Here is a 22,797-nt window from a genome sequence, read left to right as displayed (position 1 = left end):
TAAAATAATTCAGAATAGTTAAAAAAAATAAAAAAAATGGACTGAATCCAATAAAAAAAAAATAATATATATAAAAAACTTTAAAAAATAAACCAAAAGGTAAAATTTTTATAAAATAAAAGATTTATAAAACTGATGATAATAGTCTAGAAATTGATTCCTTGATTTTTATATAAGTAGACCTAGAATTATATACATCTAATGTTATTTCTTTTGAATCTAAAATATCATTTTCAAATATAACTCTTTGCTCTAGTGCTTTTTTTGAAGAGTACATAAATGCATTTACTTCAAAATTAAGCTCAAAGCTTCTTATATCCATATTAGCTGTTCCTATAGAACATATAGAGTCATCTATAACTATTGTCTTAGCATGTAAAAATGCATTTTCACCATAAGTGTAGATTTTAGCTCCAAATTTTAAAAGTTCTCCAGCATATGAATATGATGCCCAGTATACAAAAGGATGGTCAGGTTTAGAAGGAATCATAATTCTTACATCAACACCAGATAAACAAGCTATTTTTAAAGTATCTATAAATGTTGAGTCAAGTATTAAATAAGGACTCTGTATGTATATATACTTTCTAGCTTTCTGAATCATTTTAAGGTAACCATATTTAATTTCATCAAGTTCTAATATATCTGGACCACTTGATACTATCTGAATCCCAATATTTTCAGAAGGACAATCAGAAGGTGTTTCACTTTCTACGAAGTACTTTTCTAAATCTAAATCTTCTTTAGTTGTATATCTCCAATCAAGGATAAACCTCATATTTAGGTCAATTACACAATCACCAGTAAGTTTAGTATGTGTATCTCTCCATAGACCAAATTTTGGATTTCTACCTAGATATTCGTCTCCAACATTGTATCCACCTACAAATCCTACTTTTCCATCAATGACAACTATTTTTCGGTGGTTTCTGTAGTTTAAGTTAAAGTTTACAATTTTTAAGAATGATGGAAAGAAACTTCCAACTTTAACACCACTTTCTTTTAATCTAGAAAGTGTACTATTTTTTAGTGTTCTACCACCAACGGCGTCAAATAAAAGTCTTACTTCTACACCTTCTTTGGCTTTATCTACTAGAATGTCAATTATTTCAGTTCCGATTTTGTCATCTTTGAAAATGTAAAACTGTATGTTTATATATTTCTTTGCTTTCTTAAGTTCTTCAAGAAGAGTGTTAAAAAATTGACTAGACTCAGCGTAAATCCACACATCGTTATTATTGGTATAATGAGCATTATTTGAATTAGCTAATGCATAAATCATATCCTTATGTTGATGTATCTCTGAATTAATTTCAGATGTAGATTGTAATTTAACTTGAGTATCTAGTATATTGCTTTTGATTATCTTATCATCCTTTTCTTTTAATCTAAACATATTGTTTTTTGAAATATTTCTGCCAAAAGCTATATAAAGTATAAATCCAAGAGCTGGTATTAATACTAATATAAGAAGCCATGTTAGAGTTGTATTTATATTTCTCTTTTCTCTAAAAATGAGATTTAGTATAACCATGAAATTAATTATATATATTGTAGTAACTGCTATTTCATATATTGACATTTCGAAAAATGATATATCAAACATAAAATTTCCTCCTTTAAATATTTATTAAAATAAGTAATTATATATAATAACACAAACATATATCTATTATATATAATACCTCAACAATAAAAAAGTAAAATAAATATTCGAAAGGTAAATTTTTCAAATTCAATATAAATTATTTCGAAATTAACAAAGTTGGTATATAATAAATAATATAATTATATGAGACAAGTATATATAAATATATAGTATATTTTTTATATTAATAAAATTTATTATATATCATATTGTTATTATATAATTATTGCCATAAAAAGACAAGGAAAAGTATAATTTTTAAGGGGGAAGGATTTATGAGTAAAGGATTCTTGACACCTGGGGAAACTGCACAAGCAACTATAAGTGCAGGCATTAAAAAAGCGAATATTTCAACACAAAATGCAATTTTATTAGGTTTACTTGGAGGAGCATTTATAGGTTTTGGGGCATTGGGTAGTATAATAATTAGTCAGACTTTTGGTAAGATAGACCCAGGAATAGCTAGTTTTTTAAGTGCTATGGTCTTTCCAGTAGGTCTTATGCTTGTAGTGGTAGCAGGGGCAGAATTATTCACTGGAAATACCTTAATGTTTATTCCACTTATGGATAAAAAAATAACATTAGGGAAAATGCTAAGAAACTGGGGATTAGTTTATTTTGCAAATCTAGCAGGTTCACTACTTTTAGTGGCACTTTTATATTATTCTTCTACATTAACAGGGGATGTAGCTACAAAAGCCATAGCTGTAGCAGAAGCTAAAGTTAATTCAACGATAGTTTCAATGTTTTTAAAAGCAATACTTTGTAACATTTTAGTAGTTTTAGCTGTATGGATGGCTACAGCATCTCAAGACATAGTATCTAAGTTAGCCTCATGTTGGACAGTAATAATGTTATTTGTGTTATGTGGATTCCAACATAGTGTTGCAAATATGTTTTTTATACCAATGGGAAGGGCATTAGGAGCAGATATTACTATGGTTCAATTAATAACTAATTTGGTATTTGTAACGCTTGGAAATGTAGTTGGAGGTTCTATAATAGTTGGGGGAATTTATTATCTTTGCTATGTGAAAAATAGTTAGATAAATAATACGAATTAAATAGCCTTTTAAAGCATTGATATCAGCGATATTGATGCTTTTTTTAAATTATTTATGTTCTTTTATATGTTGTTATTTTTTTTTTTTTACTTTATTATATATTTATTGAATATAGTTTGGAATTAAAAAACTTAAAAATATGAAATCTGTATGATAAGCAAAATCATATATTATTGAATATAGTTAATACTATATATTAATATAATTTAGATAATAATGACAACTGAAGTTTAGTATAATTTGGGAGGAAATACAATGAATAATCAAGATATATATGAAAATTTATTAAATATATTAAGCAAAGATGATATAAAAATAGATGAACCTATGAAAAAACATATCTCATTTAGAGTTGGAGGGCCAGCCGATATATTGGTTAGACCTAGAACTGAAGAGCAGTTAAAAAATGTACTTCAATTAGTGAAAAAAGAGTCTATTCCATATTTAATAATTGGAAATGGCTCAAATATTCTAATTAAAGATGGTGGAATAAGAGGCATAGTAATAGAACTTGCAGACAACTTTAATTCTTATGAGATAAAGGGCACTAAAATAATTGCTCAGTCAGGAGCTTTATTATCTGTTTTAGGTAAAGCTCTTCAAAAACAAGAATTAAAAGGATTTGAGTTTGCCTCAGGTATACCTGGAACATTGGGTGGAGCATTAGCCATGAATGCAGGAGCATATGGTGGTGAAATGAAAGATATAGTAAAATCGGTAAGATTAATAGATATGGAAGGAAATATCTTTGAACTGTCAAATGAACAGATGGAATTTGGGTATAGAAAAAGTATAATAACGAAAAATGGGTATATAGCTTTATCAGCAGAAATAGATTTACAAAAAGGAAATTATGATGAAATAAAAAGTTTAATGGATGATTTAACAACAAGAAGAACAACTAAGCAACCATTAAATTTTGCTAGTGCAGGAAGTACATTTAAAAGACCAACAGGATATTTTGCAGGGAAGTTAATAGAAGAAACTGGACTAAGAGGACTTACTTTAAGAGGTGCTCAAGTATCTGAGAAGCATTGTGGATTTGTGATTAATTTAGGAGAAGCAAGTGCTAAAGATATTTTAGATTTAATATATGTTATAAAAAGTGCTGTATATGCCAAGTTTGGGGTTATGTTGGAAGAAGAAGTCAAAATACTTGGAGAGGATTAACAAATGAAAATATTGGCTGATTATCATACACATACATTATATAGTCATGGTAAGGGAACTATTGAAGATAATGTAAAGGTGGCCATTGCTAAAGGGATAAAGACAATCGGAATATCAGACCATAGTTATAAACATATTGCATATGGTGTAAAGAGGAAAGATATTCATAAAATGAGAGAAGAAATAAATTCTTTGAATGATAAATATAGTGATATAAATATACTTTTGGGTATGGAGTGTAACATATTAGATGATAAAGGTAATATAGACATGGATGAAAAATTTATAAAAGAACTTGACTATATCATGGCTGGATACCATTTTGGTTCTACTCCTACATCATTTGGAAGTTTATTAAATCATTGTAATAACTATATTTTTAAAACTGAAAAAGCAAAAGAGTATAATACAAAAGCCGTAATAAATGCTATGAATAATAATGATATTTTTGTAATTACACATCCTGGTGATAAAGGTGATGTATATATAGAAGAAATAGCAAAGGTAGCAAAAAAGACAGATACAAGGCTTGAAATAAATAGTAGTCATTCTTTTTTAAATGTAAAACAAATAAACGAAATAAAAGAAATAGGAAATAAATTTATAATAGGGTCAGATGCACATTGCCCAGAAAGAGTGGGTGATTTTAAACGAGCTATAAAAGCTGTATATGATTCAAATATGGATATATCATTAGTAGAAAATATTATAGTGTAATAATCGAAAGATAAAAGTGTAATAAACAGAAGATAAAAAGGAGGAGTTAGCAATGAAATTTGTTATAGTTACAGGTCTTTCAGGGTCTGGAAAAAGTGAAACAATGAGAGCTTTAGAGGATATGGGATTTTATTGTGTAGATAATCTACCTCCTGCTTTGATAACTAAATTTGCAGAATTATGTTATCAACCAAATTCAAGTATTGATAAAGTTGCTCTAGGTATAGATATAAGAGGAAGAAAGTTTTTTGAAGCTCTTCATGAAAGTTTAAACTACTTAGAAAAAGAAAATTATGAATATGAAATGGTGTATTTAGATTGTAATGATGATGTATTGTTAAAGAGATATAAAATGACAAGAAGAAATCACCCATTGGCGAAAGACATGCAAATTCCAGAAGGTATAAAAATGGAAAGAAAAATAATGGAGCCTTTAAAGGGATTTTCTACATGCATAATTGACACAACTAATATGAAACCAAAAGACCTTAAAGAAGAAATAAAGAAAATATATTCTTCTGGTGAAGATAATCCTAATTTAACTATATCTGTAGTATCTTTTGGATTTAAACATGGTATACTTGCTGATGCAGATTTAGTATTCGATGTAAGATTTCTTCCTAATCCATATTATGTTGAAGAATTGAGATCTAAAACTGGTGACGATAAAGAAGTTAGAGATTATGTTATGAATTCTAAAATTAGTGAGGAATTTTATGTAAAACTTTTGGATATGATTCATTTCTTAGTACCTCAATATATAGAAGAAGGAAAACAACATCTAGTAATTGGTGTTGGATGTACAGGTGGAAGACATAGGTCAGTTACTATAACAAATCTTATAGCGGAGGATTTATCTAATAAAGGATATAGAGTTGTAAAAAAACACAGAGACTCTATGTTACGATAATGGAGGCAAACATGGCTAAATTACTTATTATTGTAGGAATTTTAGGTTGGATTGCATTAATTGTATCGTTATTTATATATAAGAAAGCAAAGAATGAAAAAGTAAGGTTATTTCAGAGGTCTGTTATTGAAAATAGAGACCCTAATGTAGTAGTAATAGGTGGAGGAACTGGTCAATCAGTGTTTCTGAGGGGGCTTAAACACTCTACGCAGAATATAACTGCGATTGTTACTGTTGCTGATGATGGTGGAGGTTCAGGAGTATTAAGAGAAGACTTAGGAATGCTTCCACCAGGAGATATAAGAAATTGCCTGTTAGCACTTGCAAATATAGAACCAACTATGAATGAAGTTATGCAATATAGGTTTACAGAAGGACTTTTAAAAGGTCAAAGTTTTGGGAATCTATTTTTAGCTGCTATGAATGGATTATATGGAAACTTTGAAAAAGCTGTGTATAAATTAAGTGAGATTTTTGCTATAACAGGTAGGGTTTTGCCAGTAACACTAGAAGATGTAAACTTAGTTGCCAAATTAAAAAATGGTGAAATAGTAAATGGCGAATCTAGTATACCTGAAGAATCAAAAAATCAAAAAAGTTCTATTGATGAGATTTTTTTAAATCCTAAAGATGTTAAACCATTAGGAGATGTTATTGCATCTATTTATGATGCTGATATTATAATTATGGGTCCTGGAAGTTTATATACTAGTATAATACCAAACTTACTTGTAGATGGTGTTGTAGACGCCATTAAAGCCTCTCTAGCGCCAAAAGTGTATATATCAAATATAATGACTCAACCAGGGGAAACAGAAGGATATAATGTATTAGAACATATTAATGCGATAATAAAGCATACTGACAATAATTTGATAGATTATGTGATAGCAAATAACGAAATATTGCCAGAAGGAATGCTTGATTTATATAAACAAGATGGAGCAGAACAGGTTTTACTAGATAAAAAACAAAAAGATAAGTTAAAAGAGATGGGTATAAAAACCGTAGAAAAAAATTTGATTGAAATAAAAAATAATTATATAAGACATGATGCAAAATATATATCTAACATAGTTATTGAGTTAGCCCTAAATCATAATTACAACAAAAGTTAGTAAAAAAGGATTTTAAAAAAAAGTGTAGAAATCCTTATCATTATGTTAGTTTTAAGGAGTGAACATCGATGAGAGAAGAGGTTAGTGCTGGTGGTGTAGTCCTGTTTGGCAATACGATTCTTTTACTAAGGAAGTTCAATGGAGATTGGGTGCTACCCAAAGGAAAAGTAGAAGAAGGGGAAAATAACCAAGAGGCAGCATTACGTGAAGTAAGCGAAGAAACTGGAGTAAAAGCAGATATATTGAAATATTTAGGTGAAATACACTATACATTCAAAGAAAACTGGGATGAAAATAGAGCAGTTCATAAAACAGTTTTTTGGTACTTAATGCAAGCAAAAAATATGGATACTATTCCACAAAAAGAGGAAGGCTTTATTGATGCTAAATTTATCCATCTAGATAGAGTGGTAGACCTAGCTAGGTATGATGATGAAAAGGAAATAATAAAGGTTGCCTTGCAGGAAATAAAAAAAAGGTTAAAGAAAAATTAGTTAATGGGTGATATATATGTCTTTTTCAACTGAAACCAAAAATGAACTAGCGAGAATTGTATCTGAGAATGAATGTTGTAATATAGCTGAACTGTCAGCTCTAGTTAAATCAGGGGGAAGTATACAAATTGTTGGATATAAAAAACTAAATTTAAAAATAACAACAGAATTAAACTCAATAGCCCGTAAAGTCTTTAAGTTATTAAAAAAGAATTTCAGCATAAATACTACAATCTCTGTAAATAAAAATCAAATGTTAAAGAGAAATAATAGTTATGTATTAATGGTAACAAGTGAAATGGGTTCAGAAATGTTATTAAAAAAATTAGGTGTATTGGAAGAAAAAGAGGGATTTTTTACTATAAATAGAGTTCCAGAAAGTTTGGTTAAACATGAGGGATGTAAAAGAGCTTTTATAAGAGGAGCTTTTCTTGGTGGAGGTTCTATAAGTGACCCAGAAAAAAACTATCATATGGAATTTGTAACTAACAATGAGGATTTTGCAGATTCATTAAAAGAACTTATAAATTCTTTAGGCTTTAATAGTAAAATTGTGGCTAGAAAAAATAATTATGTTGTTTATCTTAAAGAGAGTGAACAAATATCCGATTTATTAAGTATTATAGGAGGACACCACGCTCTTTTAAGTCTCCAAAATACTAAAATAGTAAAAGAAATGAGAAATAATGTAAACAGAATAGTAAATTGCGAGACAGCTAACCTTTCTAAAACAGTAAATGCAGCCGTAAGACAAGTAGAAAATATTAGACTAATACAAGAAACTATAGGGATTAGTAGCTTACCAGAAAATTTACAAGAAATAGCCAAGATTAGAATTGAGTATGAAGATATGACTCTCAAGGAGCTTGGAGAGATGTTAGACCCGCCAATAGGAAAATCTGGTGTCAATCATAGACTTAGAAAAATAGAAGAAATCGCAACAGACTTGAAAAAAAAATCATTATAATAAATTTGAGGGGACAATCTCAAAATAAGAATTAATTTCAACATATAGGGTTATAGGTGGAAGTTAATTCCTATTTTGAGATAAAAGTCTCTGTTTTTGTTTTAAGACATGTATTTGTGGTAAAATTAAATTTATAAAACAGGAGGTGATTTAATGGAAAAAGATTTTGCTCATCTTCATGTACATACCGAGTATAGTTTACTTGATGGATTTTCGAGGGTGAAAAAACTTATAAAAAGAGCTAAAGAATTAAATATGAGTTCAATTGCTATTACTGACCATGGCTGTATGTTTGGTGTTATAGATTTTTATAAAACAGCTATAAAAGAAGGAATAAAACCAATTATAGGGTGTGAAGTTTATACAGCTGCACGTGGATTAAGAGATAAAGACCCTAATTATGATAAATATCAAGGACATTTAGTTTTGTTAGCTAAGAATATGGAAGGCTATAAAAATTTGATAAAAATAGTCTCAACTTCATATGTAGAAGGCTTCTACTATAAGCCTAGAGTCGATATGGAAGAACTTAGAAAGCATTGTGAAGGGATTGTAGCACTTTCTGCATGTCTTGCAGGAGATGTTGCACGTGCTTTGATGAATAGAAATTATGAAAAAGCAAAAAAGTTTGCCATTGATTACAAAGATATATTTGGTGAAGAAAATTTCTTTTTAGAAATTCAAGACCATAATTTACCAGAACAGAGAGAAGTGAATTCTGGATTAGTGAAATTATCAAAAGAGACTGGTATTCCACTAGTTGCTACTAATGATGTTCACTATGTAAATAAAGAAGATTCAAAAATACATGATGTTCTTATGTGTATTCAAATGGGTAAAACAGTAAATGACCCAAATAGAATGAGATTTGGAAGTGATGAGTTTTATCTGAAATCAAGAGAAGAAATGGAAGAGTTATTCCCATATGCACTAGAGGCTATTGATAATACTGTAAAAATAGCCGATATGTGTAATGTAGAGTTTGATTTTAATACTATACATCTTCCTAAATATGATGTTCCAGATGGATATACACCAGAAACTTATTTAAGAGAATTGTGTTTTAATGGATTAAAAGAAAGATATGATAATCCTGATAGTGAGATACTAGATAGATTAAACTATGAATTAGATGTAATTGAAAAAATGGGTTATGTGGAATACTTTTTAATAGTTTGGGACTTTATAAATTTCTCTAAAGAAAATAATATTATAGTAGGACCAGGTAGAGGTAGTGCGGCAGGTTCAATAGTAGCATATACACTTAAGATAACTGATATAGACCCAATAAAATATTCTCTCCTATTTGAACGTTTTCTAAATCCAGAACGTATATCTATGCCAGATATAGATATAGATTTTTGCTATGAAAGAAGAGAAGAAGTTATAGACTATGTAAAGCGAAAATATGGTGATGACCATGTTGCACAAATAATAACTTTTGGAACAATGGGTGCAAAAGCCGCAATAAGAGATGTTGGAAGAGTATTAGATATAGGCTACAATAAGGTTGATAAGATAGCTAAAGAAATACCATTTGCTTTAGGAATGACTATAGATAAGGCATTAGATACAAATCCAAACCTTAAGGATTTATATGACCAAGACCCTGAAACAAAAGAGATAATCAATATATCAAAGCAAATAGAGGGAATGTTAAGACATGCTTCCACTCATGCAGCAGGAGTTGTTATATCCAAAAATCCTGTAGATGAGTATGTACCTCTGTACAAGCATCAAGATGCAATCACAACTCAATTTACTATGACAACACTTGAAGAACTTGGTCTTTTAAAGATGGACTTTCTTGGATTAAGAACACTTACAGTTATAAGAGATGCACTTGATTTAATAGAAAAGAATAGAACAATAAAAAATTACACTGAAAATATAGATTTTTCAAAGATGGACTATGATGATCCAAAGGTATATGAAATGCTTTCATCTGGAAATACTTTAGGAGTGTTTCAGTTGGAAAGTGCTGGTATGAGAAGTTTTATGAAACAACTGAAACCAGATAATTTTGAAGATATTGTAGCGGGAATATCCCTATTTAGACCAGGTCCAATGGACTCTATACCTGCGTATATAAAAAATAAAAGTAATCCAAAAGATGTAACATACTTACATGAGAAATTAAAACCAATAATGGAAGTTACATATGGATGTTTGGTATATCAAGAACAAGTTATGCAAGTTGTTAGAGATTTAGGTGGATATAGTTATGGTCGTAGCGACTTGGTTAGAAGAGCCATGAGTAAGAAAAAAATGGATGTAATGGAAGAAGAAAGACAATATTTTATTCATGGGAAATTTGATGAAGATGGCAACATAGAAATTGCAGGGTGTGTTAGAAATGGTGTAGAAGAGGAAATAGCCAATAAAATATTTGATGACATGATAGATTTTGCTCGTTATGCATTTAATAAATCACATGCAGCTGCATATGGAGTTTTAGCATATGAGACAGCTTATTTAAAAACATATTATCCTGTTGAGTTTATGGCAGCTTTAATAACTAGTGTTATGGGAAATACTGATAAGGTAGTTGAATATATAAGAGAATGTAAAGCATTGGATATAGATGTGTTGCCACCAGACATAAATAAAAGTTTTTCAAAATTCTCGGTTGAAGGTGACAACATAAGGTTTGGTCTGGCTGCTGTAAAAAATGTTGGTGTAAATATAATAAATAATATAATTGATGAGAGAGAGTCTAAGGGATTATTTATAGACTTAGTTGATTTAGTTAAGAGATTAGACCAAAAAGATACAAATAAAAGAGTAATAGAAAGCTTAATAAAATGTGGAGCTTTTGATAATATAAGTGAAAATAGAGCTAGTCTGATGGCTGGTTATGAAACTTTATTAGAAAGTGTTTCTATGGATAGAAAGAAAAATGTTCAAGGTCAAATTTCATTATTTGATGCTTTTGGAGATAGTGAAGAAGATAGTGACTTTCAACAAATATATAATTTACCTAAAAGACCAGAATATGAAGAAAGAGAGAAACTTAATCTTGAAAAAGAAGTTCTGGGAATGTATGTAAGTGGGCATCCTTTATCGCAATTTGAAAAAGAATTACAAGAAAAAACATCTATAGATAATGGAAAGTTAAATTCATTAAAAGAGGATGAAGAGTCATATATACAAATGAATGAAACTGATGCAATAATGGGTGGAATGATTGTAAATAAAACGATAAAAACCACAAAAAGAAATGAAATTATGGCATTTATTGAGTTAGAAGATTTATATGGTGCTATAGAAATAATAGTTTTTCCTCAGTTATTACAAAAATATAATGTTATTTTAAACGAAGATAATATAATTTATGTAAAAGGAACATTAAGTATAAAAGAAGGCGAAAATGCAAAACTTATAGCTAGAGAAATAAAAGATATAAAAGACAATACTGACTTTGAAGCTAAAAAATATAATTCAGTAAGAACTAAAAATGTACAAAATATGAAGTTAGAAAGTGGAAAAAAACTGTATTTAAAAATAGATAGTATGTCTGACACAGATACAACTTACAATATTATAGAAATAGCAAAGCAATATCCAGGCAATGACAGTATATACTTATATCCTATGGATGAAAATATAAATGGTAAGCGCAAAGCATATAAAATGACAGGAGTATCCACCTTTATATGTGATGAATTTATAAACAATTTAGAAAGATTACTTCCTAAGGATAACATAAAGATAAAAGCTTAATTTTTTGGATAAAAATCTAAATATATTATAATAATATGAAAAATATTGTCCGTTTTGTGATATAATATCACAAAATGGACATTTAAGGACATTTAATTTTTTTAGTCTTGATGGGATTGAAAAATGATATAGGGACGAAAAAAGTCCATTAAGATGTGATAAGAATGATTATAATAAAAATTTGACATAAAATCCAAGGAGGTAAAAAATGAAAACTATAGGATTACTAACAAGTGGAGGAGATGCTCCAGGAATGAATGCTGCAATTAGAGCGGTTGTAAGGTCAGCAATATATTATGGATGCAAAGTATATGGAATCAATAGAGGATATAAGGGATTGTTGGAAGAAGATTTAACTGAAATGAACTTATCTTCTGTTGGGGATATTATACACAGAGGAGGAACTATATTAAAATCTTCTAGATGTGAAGAATTCAAAACAGAAGAAGGTAGATTAAAGGCAGTAAAAATTCTTAAAAAGTATAAAATTGACTGCTTAGTAGTAATTGGAGGAGACGGTTCATTTACAGGAGCTCAAAAACTTAGTGACTTAGGATTTCCAGCTATAGGTATACCAGGAACTATAGATAATGACTTAGCATATACAGATTATACTATAGGATTTGACACTGCAATGAATACTATTATAGATGCTATAGGTAAAATAAGAGATACATCATCATCTCATGAAAGAGTTAATATAGTAGAAGTTATGGGAAGACACTGTGGAGATTTAGCCTTATATGCAGGTCTTGCAGGAGGAGCTGAAACTATAATAGTACCAGAAGTAGAGGTTAAAGTAGATGAAGTTGCTTTAAGATTAAAGACTACTCAAAAAAGAGGTAAGAGACATAGTATAATCGTGTTGGCAGAAGGAGTTGGAAGTGCTAGCGATTTAGAGAAGGAACTTAAAAAAGAATCAGGAGCAGATTTAAGAGTAACTGTATTAGGTCATGTTCAAAGAGGAGGAAGCCCAACTGTATTTGATAGAATACTAGCAAGCAGACTTGGTGTAAGAGCTGTAGAATTACTACTAGATGGAAAGTCAGCTAGAGTTGTCGGAATAAAAGAAAACAAAATAATTGACTTAGAAATAAGTGAAGCTTTATCTCAAAAGAAGGTTTTTGATAAAGAAGCTTATGAAATGGCAAAAATATTATCTATATAAATCTTAGTATTTAAAATAAATCTGTGAAATAATATTTCAGGAGGAGCAAATATGTTAAATAATGTAAAGAAAACAAAAATTGTTTGTACGCTAGGGCCAGCATCACAAAGTGAAGAAGTTTTAACTCAACTTATGCAAAATGGTCTAAATGTGTGCAGATTTAACTTTTCCCATGGTTCACATGAAGAACACAAGGAAAGAATAGATATGGCAAAAAAAGTTAGAGAAAAACTAAATAAACCAGTTGCTATATTATTAGACACTAAAGGTCCAGAAATTAGAACAGGTAATTTTGCAGACCCAGAGGTATCTTTAGAAGAAGGACAAAAATTTACTATAACTATGAAAGATGTTGTAGGAACTAAAGAAATATGTACAGTAAGTTATAAGGGTCTTGCGGAAGATGTTAAAGTAGGAGATTCTATACTAATAGATGATGGCTTAGTTGGTTTAAGAGTAAAAGAAATAAATGGCGAAGATATAGTATGTATCGTTGAAAATTCTGGAATAGTAAAAAATCATAAAGGGGTAAATGTGCCTGGTGTAAAAATAAATTTACCAGCAATAACTCCTAAAGATATAAGCGACATAGAATTTGGAATAAGCCAAGGTATAGACTATATAGCTGCCTCATTTGTAAGGAAAGCATCTGATGTACTAGCAATAAGAGAAATTTTAGAAAATAACAATGCAACTGATATACAAATTATATCTAAGATAGAAAATCAAGAAGGTGTAGAAAACTTAGATGAAATATTAAAAGTTTCTGATGGTATAATGGTAGCTAGAGGTGATTTAGGTGTTGAAATACCTACTGAAGAAATGCCAATAGTTCAGAAAATGATGATAAAAAAATGCAATGAATTAGCAAAACCAGTTGTAACTGCTACACAAATGCTTGATTCTATGATAAGAAATCCAAGACCAACAAGAGCAGAAGTTACAGACGTAGCTAATGCTATATATGATGGAACAGATGCAATAATGTTATCTGGAGAAACTGCTGCTGGGAAATATCCTGTAGAAGCTGTGAAAATGATGGCCACAATAGCAAAAAGAACAGAAGAAACTTTGGATTATGATAGATTGTTAAAGGAAAATGGTACTAATAATGTTACAGTAACAGATGCAATAAGCCATGCTACTTGTACAACAGCTGTAGATTTAGATGCATCAGCTATAATAACATCTACTTCTTCAGGTTATACTGCTAGAATGGTGTCTAAATTTAGACCAAAATCTCCAATAATAGCTACTACAAATAATGAAAAAACTATGAATAAACTAGCTCTTACATGGGGAGTTTATCCAGTTAAATCTTCTGTTGCAGGAAATACAGATGAAGTTATAGAAAAAGCAATAGAAGCAGCTAGACAAGCAGATTATATAGATAATGGAGAACTAGTGGTTATAACTGCTGGAGTACCAGTAGGAGTAAGCGGAACTACTAACTTAATAAAGGTTCATGTAATAAGTGAAGAAATTGTTCAAGGTATAGGTGTAGGTAATCAAACAGTAGAAGGTAAAGTTCGTATAATAAAAAATGGAGATACTTGTGTAGACTTCAATAAAGGAGATATATTAGTTTCTACAGCTACTGATGCTGAAATGAACAATTATATAGAGAAAGCAGGAGCTGTAGTAACTGAAAATGGTGGAATGACATCACATACAGCTATCGTAGGAATAAATTTAGATATACCAGTTATTGTGTCTGCAAATGATATAACTAATCTAGTAAAAGATGGAGAAGTTGTAACAGTGGATGCATCAAGAGGTGTAATATATAGAGGTTCAACTAGAGTTTTATAAGAAAATAATAAATTTATTTTGTCAAGGGGCTTTATAAGCTCCTTTTTTTTTGGTAAAATAAAATATTGTAGCTTAGTAAAAAATATAGTTTAGTTAATAGCAAGATTTTAATATATATTTAAAGAAAAGAATTTGTAAGAATTTAAATTTAATATAGTGATTGGAGGGTGATTTATGCTTTCAAAAAACGAGATGTATATTGTAGATATAGTAGACATTGGACAGGCTGGAGTAGGCGTTGGAAAGTACAATGGTATTACAGTTTTTGTAGAGGGCGGATTAATACAAGATAAAGTTAAAGTTAAAATTAATAAGGTCAAGAAAAATTATGCTGTAGGAGACATTGTTGAAATAATAGAGAAGTCTCCATTTAGAGTAAAAAGAGTGTGTAGTGACAATCTTAAGGATTGTGGAGGGTGCCAAATACAAGATTTAGACTATGATAAACAACTTGAAATGAAAACAAATGAAGTTAAACAAGTGCTTACAAGAATAGGTAAGTTGGATGATGTGGTAGTTCATGATACTATAGGCATGGAGAAGCCATATAGATATAGAAATAAAGCTCAATTTCCAATACAAAAGAACAATGGAGTTCCTATTATTGGTTTTTACAAAAAGAAGACTCACGATGTAATATCGACAGAAAAATGTGTAATACAACATGAACTAAATGATAAAATTGTTAAGATAATAAAAACATATATAAGAGCTTATAAGGTAAGCATATATGATGAAAAGTCTCAGACTGGAGTAATTAGACATTTGGTGACAAAAATTGGATTTACAACTAAAGAAGTAATGGTTGTATTAGTTGCTAATGGAAACAGACTTCCATATCTTAAAGAATTAGCTTCAGTATTAGAGGAAAATATACCTGGATTTAAGACTTTAGTTGTAAATATAAATGAAAAAAATACAAATGCCATTCTTGGAAAAGAGAATATAGTTGTGTATGGAGATGGTAAAATAAATGATTATATAGGAGATTTAGTATTTGAGATTTCTCCATTGTCATTTTTCCAAGTAAATCCTATACAAACTAAGGTATTATATGATAAAGCTCTTGAATATGCAGATTTAAAGGATACTGATACTGTTTTTGATATTTATTGTGGTATAGGTACAATATCTTTATTTTTAGCGCAAAAGGCTAAAAAAGTTTATGGAATAGAAATTATAGAAGATGCTATAAAAGATGCTAAGGTAAATGCTAGATTAAACAATATACATAATGCTGAATTCTATGTGGGTAAGGCAGAAGAGGTTGTTCCTAAGATGTATAGTGAGGGTAAGACTGCTAATGTTGTAGTTGTAGACCCACCTAGAAAGGGTTGTGACGAAAAGGTTTTAGATACAATTGTTTCAATGAATCCTGAGAGAATTGTTTATGTTTCTTGTAATCCTTCTACTTTAGCAAGGGATTTAAATTATCTAAATATGCATGGATTTAAATGTATTGAGGCACAACCTGTAGATATGTTCCCTCATTCTACACATGTGGAAACTGTAGCTAAGGTAATCAAGCAATAGCAACGTTTATATAGATTAATATATTGATAATATATTGTATTTGCCACCGATTTGCCACCGTAAGGCGTTTTCGGTGGCAAATTTAGTCTACAATATTATCAAAAATCTCTACAGTCTCATTTTTCATTTTATCAGTTACATGTGAATAAGTGTCCATTGTAGTTGATATTCTATTGTGCCCAAGTCGTTTTTGTATATCTTTTATATTAGCACCATTTTCTAATAACATTGTAGCATGTGTATGTCTTAAACTATGAAAATTAAAATCTATTTCAAGTTCATAATTTATAACTCTACTTAAATATTTTATACTATTAGCTGTTATATGTTCCCCATTATCTTTAGTACACACCCAGTTTGAATCAATATACCATTCTCCTAATTTTAATTTCATTTCCTTGTTAAATTTTTTGCGTTCCTTTAGTATCTTAACTAGTTTATCACCAATATGTATAATCCTTTGAGAACTTGCAGTTTTTGGAGTACCAAGTTCAAATTGCCCCTTCCCCTTATCTATCAGAGTATGTCGAACATTTATAGTTTTATTTTCTAAGTCTATATCATCCCATCTTAGTGCTGTAACTTCTCCAATCCTCATACCAGTATAAAATCCGATTTGTAAAGGGATATAAAAATTAGACTCTTTAGGAAATCTATTTAATATTTTATTGTAGTCCTCTATGCTTATTATTTTTAAAGTTTCCTGTTCTTTTATTTGTTTCATTTTTGGCATCTTAACATACTGCATAGGGTTTTCTTTTATATATTTATAGGGATACACAGCAGATTTTAAAGAAGTACTTAGTACAGTATAAAAATTATTAATTGAGTTTTTACTAAACCCATCTCTATATTTAGTATTTATAAATTTTTGCAAAATTGTTGGAGTTATTGTTTTTAATTTGTAAACACCAAGTGCAGGTTTTATATGGTTTTCAATTGTTTGTTTATAATATTGTTGTGTATTATATTTACAATTTAGCATTACATATTCTTTATACCAAAAGTCTAAGTAGTCTGATAAACTTATGTTACTTTCATCAAAAACAACACCAGCATTATCAAATTCATTTATTGCATCTCTTAAAGCTTTTTCAGCTTCTTTTTTAGTTTTGCCACCAACTCTTTCTATCTTTTTTCTTTTGCCATTAATAGTTCCTAAATCAAAGTAGTAATACCATTTTTCACCACGTTTTCTTACGCCACCTTTCATAAAATTTCTCCTCTCAAAAGCTTTTTTATATAATTATATAATAGCATATATAAGTTTAAACAAAATAAATAAAATTAAGAGTAAATAAAAAAGACTATTGATAAAAGAGATTCATCCTCATAATCAACAGCTTTTTATAGATATAGATATTTAGTGTTTTTTATTTTGAGTTCCCAGTACTTTTTCTGCCAAATAAACAACTATTTTTTCATACTCAATATCAGTTTCTAAAGAAAAGTCAACAATAGCAGGTATCGTCATATCTCCTGCATATTTATTACCTAACCAATTTTCAATTAATTCAAGTTCTTCTTTACTTAATTCAAGTTTTTTATTTTTATTAAAATTTAAGTTCAATTTATTCACCTCAAATAATATTATATATTAAAAATAGTATTTGATAGAAGCATTCGAATTATTTATATAATTTTCTTTTTTTAATATATTCATCAGCAAAATAATTTACTAAATATTTTTCATCTAATTCTAAAGCGATTTCTAATTCTATAAGAATAGGGATAGTTAAATCTTTATCCTCATTGTTTTCCAACCTAGAAATTTGACTTCTATGACAACCAACTCTTTTTGCTAACTCTGTTTGTGTTAATTTCTTCTTTTTTCGTAACTCTTTTAACATATATTTAACCTACCTTTTAGATAATTTTATATATGTTAGTTTGTGCAATTTCTTGTAATAAATGTGCAATATTCGCACACTTTTTGTTGGAAATTTGTGCTAGAATGTAGTTAAGAAATAACTTTATCTAGATAAAGTAAATATAAGAAGAGTAATTTCAAAGGACAGTTTTAATTTTATTTGGTTTTCAATTAAGTTTTAAAAAAGGGAAGATTCTAACTATTTTAGCGAACGTAAGTTCTTGTATGGAGTAAAGAAGGGGTGGTAGTATGCAAAATGATAAAGAAAGACTTGTTGCTATTATAAGAATGTTAAGGGAAAAGGACGAAAATGATTATGAAAATTTCACGAAAATTATAAGGATTCTTATGAAAAATAAAAAAATGATTAAAAATATATATTTTTATTAAAGTTAATAAAAAAATAAAAATACATTGGATGCAACTCAATGTATTTTTATTTCTGTTTATTATCTAAAGAATCAAGAATTTTCAAAATGGCTTCTCTATCTCCTTTATCTAATTCAGCTATTTTAAATATACTTTCTCTATCTTCTTTATCTAATTCAAATATTGCATCAACTATTTTTTTTATCTCATTATCTATTTCTTCTGATAAAGTATTCAAGTTTCTGCCTAAAAGAAAATCAACAGAAACATTAAAATAAGTTGCAAGTTTATCAAGTAAAACTGCATCAGGCATTCTTAAATCTCTTTCATATTGAGACAAGGCTTGGCTTGTTATATTAAATACTTTTGCCAATTCAACTTGTTTAATATTATTATCTTCTCTTAGTTTACGCAATCTATTTCCAAAAGTCATATTTAAACCTCCAAAATAAACATTTTGTTTACTATAGTATATCATAGGTAAAAATTTTACTAAAAAAATTAAACAAAATGTTGTAATAAGTATTGACTTAAACGTTGTGTTTGAATATAATATAAATATATTAAACAATATGTTTAAAAAAGAGAGGTGAAAAAAATGAATAGACTAAAAATTATTAGAGAAAATCAAGGCCTAACTCAAACTGAGATGGCTGAATTATTGGGAATTTCTCGCCAAAGATATTTTATGTATGAACATAATAAACGAAGTTTTCCAATAAAATATGCTTTCAAAATATCTAAAATATTTGGTGTTGAGTTAGAAGAAATTTTTTTAGATATAAGTTAAACATAGCGTTTAAATATTTAAATGATTAAACTAATTATACATCCTAAAGGGAGGAATTTAAATGTCATATCAATACCAAAATATATATCAATTAAGCAGAGAAAATACTGGTCTTACACAAGAAAAGGCATCTGAACTACTAGATATATCAGTAGAGAGTTTAAGAGCATATGAGAATGATAAAAGGATACCACCAAATGCTATAGTATCAAAAATGGTTTCTATTTATAGAAATAATTTATTAGGTTATGAACATGTTAGAAGGACTACAGAAGCAGGAGTAATGTTTTTACCAAAGTTAGAAATGAAAAGTCTTTCAAGTATAACTCTAAAGTTGCATAAAGAAATCAAAGATTACCTAAAAAAGGAAGATGATTTCATAGATATAGTTGAAGATGATGTGATTGATGAAGATGAAGAAGAAGTTTGGAATGATGTTATGGAAAAGTTAGAAGGTATATATGAAGCTATTTTAAAATTAAAATTTTCAAGAAATATGAAAACTCAAAAGGAGGTATAAACATGAAAGAGTTAACAATAGTAAAAGTTAACAATAAACTAACAACTGATAGCAGAGATATAGCTTTAATGGTTGAAAAGGAGCACAAGATTTTACTAAGAGATATAAGAAACTATATAAACCAGATGGAAGAAGCTAATAAAAACATGAGTACAGATTTGTACCCATCTGATTATTTTATTGAAAATACTTACTTGGATGATTATAAAAGAGAAAAGCCATGTTATGCAATAACAAAAATAGGTTGTGACTTTATAGCAAATAAAATGACAGGAATAAAGGGAACTGCATTTACAGGAACATATACGAAAAAATTTGAAGAAATGGAACAAGAATCGAAACAACAGCTAAAGTGTAGCTATATGATAGATGACCCAATCGAACGCGCTAAGTGTTGGATAAAAGAACAAGAAGAAAATCAATCTTTAATTAAGAAAAAAGACAACATAATACAACTACAACAGCCTAAAGTTGAGAAATGGGAAAGATTTTTAAATAATGAAGGTCTTACAACAATAGAGGATTTTTCAAAGACACTAGCAATAAAAGGTTATGGAAGAAACAATATGTATAAATTATTGAGAGAAGTGGAGTATTTAAAGAAAGATAATAGCCCTTATACAAGATATGTAGAACAAGGATTATTTATAAGAAAACCTAGTGGTACACATATAGAACAAGGAGAGTTAATAGAAGATTATAAGACATTTTTAACTAGTAAAGGGATAGACAAAATAATGGAAAAGCTTTTGAAACTGGGTGTTATAAAACAAAAGAATAATACTTATGAGGGGCAAAAACAATTATCAATATTAAGTTAAAAATTATGGAGGTAGAGACAATAGACAAAGATAATCACTTATTATACATGCTTGATGCACTATTTTATAACTTTCTTGATAAACAATAAATACAGAATATTCTTGAAATGGTGGTGATTTAATATGAAAAATTTAAATATTGGAGAGCTTTTTAATGAAAGTATTAAAACAATAATACTACAAGAAGTAAAAAATGCAAAACAAGAAATAGAGAAAAAAACAGATAGAGAAAAAATAGTTATATTAATGCAAAGAGGGTATCCAAACGAATTAATACCAAAAGAAAAAGTTAGAAAAAGATTAAATATAGGTAAAGAAACGTTGAAAGATTTAATTGATTTAGGCTTAATTCCAGTAATACGAAATAAAAGAGCAACGAAAATAGCGAGTTATGATTTAGATGATTTTATAGAACAAAGCAAAGGAAAAGATTTAAGTGAGGTAATAGAAGATGCTAAAAGCAGAAAGGGGGTGATTTAATTGACTCTAAGATGGTTTCTAAGATTTTGCAAGAAACATAAAAGAGTACCTACACCAAGATTTATGTAGAGTGTGTAGCTTATATGGAAGAATGCAAACAAAGAGGACCTGAAATTTAAGAGAGGGGATTAATTATGGAAGCAAAATTAACAGCTTTTGAACCAGATATTTTTATAGAAGGTGATGTAGTAAGAGTAAGTTGTAGAAGGCTACAAATTGTAAACGACTGTATAATAACTAAATCTTATTTAAGAGAGTTGAATTTGATTTACTTTGATAAAGAGTTAAAAAGCTTAGAAGAAATGAACTTAACAATAGAAGATGCAATTAACAATGATTATGTAATTGAGAAGTTACTTTAGGGGGTGTATTTAATGGAGAGTTTAAACAATGTAAAAAGAATGGTGCAAAAACAATTAGATTTAGCTGAATTAGAGATAAGTAAAAATAGTGTGCTTTATGAGAAACTTAGAAACAAAGACAGGGATTTAATAGATGATGCACACATGAGAGATTATCTAAGAGAAATAGTTGCATGGCAAAGAGCAAAATATGCTGTTGAAAATATTTTAGAAAGTATAAATGTAGAGATTAAATCAAAAGAACATGAGGAAAGTGAAGATTACAAGAGACTTCAATTAATTTTAGAAGAAATTGAAAGAGATATACCTATAGATGTTCAAATAATGTAGAAAAGAGCCACAGCAATGGCTCTAATCAAAAATAGATACAAATAAATTATAGCTATATTATAGCACAAGGGGGAAGAAATGAAAACTAGAAATGAGATAATTAATGATTTAGAAAATAGATTATTTATATTAAAATTTACTAGATTTGAAGGAATAGAAGCAGAGCAAGCTTTAGGAAGTATTGCAGGACTAGAATATTGTATAAAAAGGCATAAAGAAAATTGGACAATAGAGCAGTTTAAAAAAGATTTAGAAAAGCAAAAATCAGATGGTTTATATGGGGACTATATAGATGGATGGGAAGGTGTTTTAAAAAGAAATATAAAGGACATGGAGCGTGGTGGAATTGGAATCTAATAATATTTACATTAAATTGATGGATGTAAGAGTTAAATTTAGTAAGTTAAATCTAAAGAAAAGTGGAGAGAATAAGTTCGCTAACTTTAAGTATTTTGAGTTGGCAGACTTCTTGCCACAAGCTACAGAACTATTAGAAAAAGCCAAATTATGCCCTATAGTAGTTTTTACAAATGACTATGCAACACTAACACTAATTAATGGAGAAAATCCAACAGAACAGATTGTATTCACTTCTCCAATGCGAGATTTGCAGTTGAAGGGTTCTAATGAGTTACAAGCATTAGGAAGTATAGAAACCTATCAGACTAGATATTTATATATTCAGTTATTAAACATTACAGAAAGCGATACTTTTGACGCAACTAGTGGTAAAAATGAAGCTAAAAGTAATTCTAACAATAGAATTTTAACAGATAAACAATTAAGCAGGTTGTATGCAATAGCAAGTAATGCAAATGTTGATAAAGAAAGTTTAAAAGAGAAAGTATTTAAGAGATTTGGAAAAGAGATAAAAGATTTAACAAAACAAGAGTATGACACAATTTGTAATGCTTACGAAAATAAGCAATAA

General features: G+C 28.8%; 25 protein-coding genes. 20 read left to right on the top strand and 5 right to left on the bottom strand.

Annotation, left to right across the window (positions count from 1 at the left end; all coding sequences use genetic code 11):
- Positions 1 to 124 precede the first annotated feature (124 nt).
- Positions 125 to 1,606, bottom strand: coding sequence for a cardiolipin synthase (cls, locus tag IC219_RS17100; protein ID WP_227435582.1), 1,482 nt, complete (start codon positions 1,604 to 1,606; stop codon positions 125 to 127).
- Between the two features lie 317 nt (positions 1,607 to 1,923).
- Here cls and IC219_RS17095 point away from each other — a divergent pair, with 317 nt between their 5' ends.
- The 11 genes from IC219_RS17095 (at position 1,924) to rlmD (ending at position 16,324) form a co-directional block, all read left to right on the top strand.
- Complete coding sequence (locus tag IC219_RS17095; RefSeq protein WP_227831764.1) at positions 1,924 to 2,694, top strand: formate/nitrite transporter family protein; 771 nt, start codon at positions 1,924 to 1,926, stop codon at positions 2,692 to 2,694.
- 273 nt (positions 2,695 to 2,967) lie between these two features.
- Positions 2,968 to 3,882, top strand: a complete 915-nt coding sequence (gene murB / locus IC219_RS17090) for a UDP-N-acetylmuramate dehydrogenase (RefSeq protein ID WP_227435587.1) — start codon at positions 2,968 to 2,970, stop codon at positions 3,880 to 3,882.
- Between the two features lie 3 nt (positions 3,883 to 3,885).
- The gene (locus IC219_RS17085; RefSeq protein ID WP_227435589.1) at positions 3,886 to 4,599 is read left to right on the top strand and encodes a PHP domain-containing protein; all 714 of its coding nucleotides are present in this window, start codon (positions 3,886 to 3,888) and stop codon (positions 4,597 to 4,599) included.
- Between the two features lie 52 nt (positions 4,600 to 4,651).
- A complete protein-coding gene (gene rapZ / locus IC219_RS17080) occupies positions 4,652 to 5,509 on the top strand; it encodes an RNase adapter RapZ (protein WP_227435598.1) in 858 nt (285 codons plus the stop codon).
- An 11-nt stretch (positions 5,510 to 5,520) separates the two neighbouring features.
- Positions 5,521 to 6,627, top strand: coding sequence for a gluconeogenesis factor YvcK family protein (locus tag IC219_RS17075; protein ID WP_227435600.1), 1,107 nt, complete (start codon positions 5,521 to 5,523; stop codon positions 6,625 to 6,627).
- Positions 6,628 to 6,695: 68 nt separating this feature from the next.
- Complete coding sequence (locus IC219_RS17070) at positions 6,696 to 7,121, top strand: NUDIX hydrolase (protein ID WP_003416968.1); 426 nt, start codon at positions 6,696 to 6,698, stop codon at positions 7,119 to 7,121.
- A gap of 16 nt (positions 7,122 to 7,137) precedes the next feature.
- Positions 7,138 to 8,088 carry a DNA-binding protein WhiA gene (whiA, locus tag IC219_RS17065; RefSeq protein ID WP_227435601.1) on the top strand — a complete coding sequence of 317 codons (951 nt, stop codon included), beginning with the start codon at positions 7,138 to 7,140 and terminating at the stop codon, positions 8,086 to 8,088.
- Positions 8,089 to 8,241: 153 nt separating this feature from the next.
- The gene (locus IC219_RS17060) at positions 8,242 to 11,811 is read left to right on the top strand and encodes a DNA polymerase III subunit alpha (RefSeq protein WP_227831763.1); all 3,570 of its coding nucleotides are present in this window, start codon (positions 8,242 to 8,244) and stop codon (positions 11,809 to 11,811) included.
- A gap of 208 nt (positions 11,812 to 12,019) precedes the next feature.
- Entirely contained in the window at positions 12,020 to 12,979 is a 960-nt protein-coding gene (pfkA, locus tag IC219_RS17055; protein ID WP_227435605.1) for a 6-phosphofructokinase, read from the top strand.
- Positions 12,980 to 13,030: 51 nt separating this feature from the next.
- The gene (pyk, locus tag IC219_RS17050) at positions 13,031 to 14,791 is read left to right on the top strand and encodes a pyruvate kinase (RefSeq protein ID WP_227481808.1); all 1,761 of its coding nucleotides are present in this window, start codon (positions 13,031 to 13,033) and stop codon (positions 14,789 to 14,791) included.
- Positions 14,792 to 14,965: 174 nt separating this feature from the next.
- Positions 14,966 to 16,324, top strand: a complete 1,359-nt coding sequence (gene rlmD, locus IC219_RS17045; RefSeq protein ID WP_227853363.1) for a 23S rRNA (uracil(1939)-C(5))-methyltransferase RlmD — start codon at positions 14,966 to 14,968, stop codon at positions 16,322 to 16,324.
- Between the two features lie 82 nt (positions 16,325 to 16,406).
- Here the strand turns inward: rlmD and IC219_RS17040 are convergent, their stop codons facing one another.
- From IC219_RS17040 to IC219_RS17030, 3 genes are all read right to left on the bottom strand, one after another.
- Complete coding sequence (locus IC219_RS17040; protein ID WP_227824596.1) at positions 16,407 to 17,537, bottom strand: site-specific integrase; 1,131 nt, start codon at positions 17,535 to 17,537, stop codon at positions 16,407 to 16,409.
- A gap of 150 nt (positions 17,538 to 17,687) precedes the next feature.
- Positions 17,688 to 17,903 (bottom strand): hypothetical protein, encoded by a 216-nt coding sequence (locus IC219_RS17035; RefSeq protein WP_227824595.1) that lies wholly within the window; start codon positions 17,901 to 17,903, stop codon positions 17,688 to 17,690.
- A 49-nt stretch (positions 17,904 to 17,952) separates the two neighbouring features.
- Positions 17,953 to 18,174 (bottom strand): helix-turn-helix domain-containing protein, encoded by a 222-nt coding sequence (locus IC219_RS17030; RefSeq protein WP_227824594.1) that lies wholly within the window; start codon positions 18,172 to 18,174, stop codon positions 17,953 to 17,955.
- A gap of 269 nt (positions 18,175 to 18,443) precedes the next feature.
- Between IC219_RS17030 and IC219_RS17025 the strand changes: the two genes are divergently transcribed.
- Complete coding sequence (locus IC219_RS17025) at positions 18,444 to 18,584, top strand: hypothetical protein (protein WP_159067252.1); 141 nt, start codon at positions 18,444 to 18,446, stop codon at positions 18,582 to 18,584.
- 46 nt (positions 18,585 to 18,630) lie between these two features.
- On the opposite strand, the gene IC219_RS17020 is transcribed toward IC219_RS17025, so the two are convergent.
- Positions 18,631 to 18,996 (bottom strand): helix-turn-helix domain-containing protein, encoded by a 366-nt coding sequence (locus tag IC219_RS17020; RefSeq protein WP_107613007.1) that lies wholly within the window; start codon positions 18,994 to 18,996, stop codon positions 18,631 to 18,633.
- 165 nt (positions 18,997 to 19,161) lie between these two features.
- On the opposite strand from IC219_RS17020, the gene IC219_RS17015 reads away from it, so the two are divergent.
- From IC219_RS17015 to IC219_RS16980, 8 genes are all read left to right on the top strand, one after another.
- The gene (locus IC219_RS17015) at positions 19,162 to 19,353 is read left to right on the top strand and encodes a helix-turn-helix transcriptional regulator (protein WP_167640219.1); all 192 of its coding nucleotides are present in this window, start codon (positions 19,162 to 19,164) and stop codon (positions 19,351 to 19,353) included.
- A gap of 61 nt (positions 19,354 to 19,414) precedes the next feature.
- Positions 19,415 to 19,873, top strand: coding sequence for a helix-turn-helix domain-containing protein (locus IC219_RS17010; protein WP_227824593.1), 459 nt, complete (start codon positions 19,415 to 19,417; stop codon positions 19,871 to 19,873).
- Positions 19,874 to 19,875: 2 nt separating this feature from the next.
- Complete coding sequence (locus IC219_RS17005) at positions 19,876 to 20,694, top strand: Rha family transcriptional regulator (RefSeq protein WP_227824592.1); 819 nt, start codon at positions 19,876 to 19,878, stop codon at positions 20,692 to 20,694.
- 123 nt (positions 20,695 to 20,817) lie between these two features.
- Positions 20,818 to 21,174, top strand: a complete 357-nt coding sequence (locus IC219_RS17000; RefSeq protein WP_227824591.1) for a helix-turn-helix domain-containing protein — start codon at positions 20,818 to 20,820, stop codon at positions 21,172 to 21,174.
- Between the two features lie 134 nt (positions 21,175 to 21,308).
- Positions 21,309 to 21,536 (top strand): hypothetical protein, encoded by a 228-nt coding sequence (locus IC219_RS16995; RefSeq protein WP_227824590.1) that lies wholly within the window; start codon positions 21,309 to 21,311, stop codon positions 21,534 to 21,536.
- Between the two features lie 12 nt (positions 21,537 to 21,548).
- Positions 21,549 to 21,866, top strand: a complete 318-nt coding sequence (locus IC219_RS16990) for a hypothetical protein (protein WP_227853362.1) — start codon at positions 21,549 to 21,551, stop codon at positions 21,864 to 21,866.
- Positions 21,867 to 21,944: 78 nt separating this feature from the next.
- Entirely contained in the window at positions 21,945 to 22,223 is a 279-nt protein-coding gene (locus IC219_RS16985) for a hypothetical protein (RefSeq protein ID WP_227853361.1), read from the top strand.
- On the top strand, positions 22,213 to 22,797 hold the full coding sequence (locus tag IC219_RS16980; RefSeq protein WP_227853360.1) for an ERF family protein: 585 nt from the start codon (positions 22,213 to 22,215) through the stop codon (positions 22,795 to 22,797). Before IC219_RS16985 ends, IC219_RS16980 begins: the two co-directional genes overlap by 11 nt.

The organism is Clostridioides sp. ES-W-0018-02, assembly GCF_020658175.1.
GTDB lineage: Bacteria > Bacillota > Clostridia > Peptostreptococcales > Peptostreptococcaceae > Clostridioides.
This window is presented reverse-complemented; position numbering and strand designations above follow the sequence as displayed.

Excerpts from the sequence above, each read along its gene's own strand:
- IC219_RS17085 (WP_227435589.1), top strand. The coding sequence starts at position 3,886 with ATGAAAATATTGGCTGATTATCATACACATACATTATATAGTCATGGT.
- IC219_RS17010 (WP_227824593.1), top strand. The coding sequence starts at position 19,415 with ATGTCATATCAATACCAAAATATATATCAATTAAGCAGAGAAAATACT.
- IC219_RS16990 (WP_227853362.1), top strand. The coding sequence starts at position 21,549 with ATGGAGAGTTTAAACAATGTAAAAAGAATGGTGCAAAAACAATTAGAT.
- IC219_RS17095 (WP_227831764.1), top strand. The coding sequence starts at position 1,924 with ATGAGTAAAGGATTCTTGACACCTGGGGAAACTGCACAAGCAACTATA.
- IC219_RS17005 (WP_227824592.1), top strand. The coding sequence starts at position 19,876 with ATGAAAGAGTTAACAATAGTAAAAGTTAACAATAAACTAACAACTGAT.
- IC219_RS17015 (WP_167640219.1), top strand. The coding sequence starts at position 19,162 with ATGAATAGACTAAAAATTATTAGAGAAAATCAAGGCCTAACTCAAACT.
- IC219_RS16995 (WP_227824590.1), top strand. The coding sequence starts at position 21,309 with ATGGAAGCAAAATTAACAGCTTTTGAACCAGATATTTTTATAGAAGGT.
- rlmD (WP_227853363.1), top strand. The coding sequence starts at position 14,966 with ATGCTTTCAAAAAACGAGATGTATATTGTAGATATAGTAGACATTGGA.
- pfkA (WP_227435605.1), top strand. The coding sequence starts at position 12,020 with ATGAAAACTATAGGATTACTAACAAGTGGAGGAGATGCTCCAGGAATG.
- pyk (WP_227481808.1), top strand. The coding sequence starts at position 13,031 with ATGTTAAATAATGTAAAGAAAACAAAAATTGTTTGTACGCTAGGGCCA.
- IC219_RS17060 (WP_227831763.1), top strand. The coding sequence starts at position 8,242 with ATGGAAAAAGATTTTGCTCATCTTCATGTACATACCGAGTATAGTTTA.
- IC219_RS17000 (WP_227824591.1), top strand. The coding sequence starts at position 20,818 with ATGAAAAATTTAAATATTGGAGAGCTTTTTAATGAAAGTATTAAAACA.
- IC219_RS17075 (WP_227435600.1), top strand. The coding sequence starts at position 5,521 with ATGGCTAAATTACTTATTATTGTAGGAATTTTAGGTTGGATTGCATTA.
- IC219_RS17040 (WP_227824596.1), bottom strand. The coding sequence starts at position 17,537 with ATGAAAGGTGGCGTAAGAAAACGTGGTGAAAAATGGTATTACTACTTT.
- IC219_RS17020 (WP_107613007.1), bottom strand. The coding sequence starts at position 18,996 with ATGACTTTTGGAAATAGATTGCGTAAACTAAGAGAAGATAATAATATT.
- IC219_RS16985 (WP_227853361.1), top strand. The coding sequence starts at position 21,945 with ATGAAAACTAGAAATGAGATAATTAATGATTTAGAAAATAGATTATTT.
- murB (WP_227435587.1), top strand. The coding sequence starts at position 2,968 with ATGAATAATCAAGATATATATGAAAATTTATTAAATATATTAAGCAAA.
- IC219_RS17025 (WP_159067252.1), top strand. The coding sequence starts at position 18,444 with ATGCAAAATGATAAAGAAAGACTTGTTGCTATTATAAGAATGTTAAGG.
- IC219_RS17030 (WP_227824594.1), bottom strand. The coding sequence starts at position 18,174 with ATGTTAAAAGAGTTACGAAAAAAGAAGAAATTAACACAAACAGAGTTA.
- cls (WP_227435582.1), bottom strand. The coding sequence starts at position 1,606 with ATGTTTGATATATCATTTTTCGAAATGTCAATATATGAAATAGCAGTT.
- whiA (WP_227435601.1), top strand. The coding sequence starts at position 7,138 with ATGTCTTTTTCAACTGAAACCAAAAATGAACTAGCGAGAATTGTATCT.
- rapZ (WP_227435598.1), top strand. The coding sequence starts at position 4,652 with ATGAAATTTGTTATAGTTACAGGTCTTTCAGGGTCTGGAAAAAGTGAA.
- IC219_RS17070 (WP_003416968.1), top strand. The coding sequence starts at position 6,696 with ATGAGAGAAGAGGTTAGTGCTGGTGGTGTAGTCCTGTTTGGCAATACG.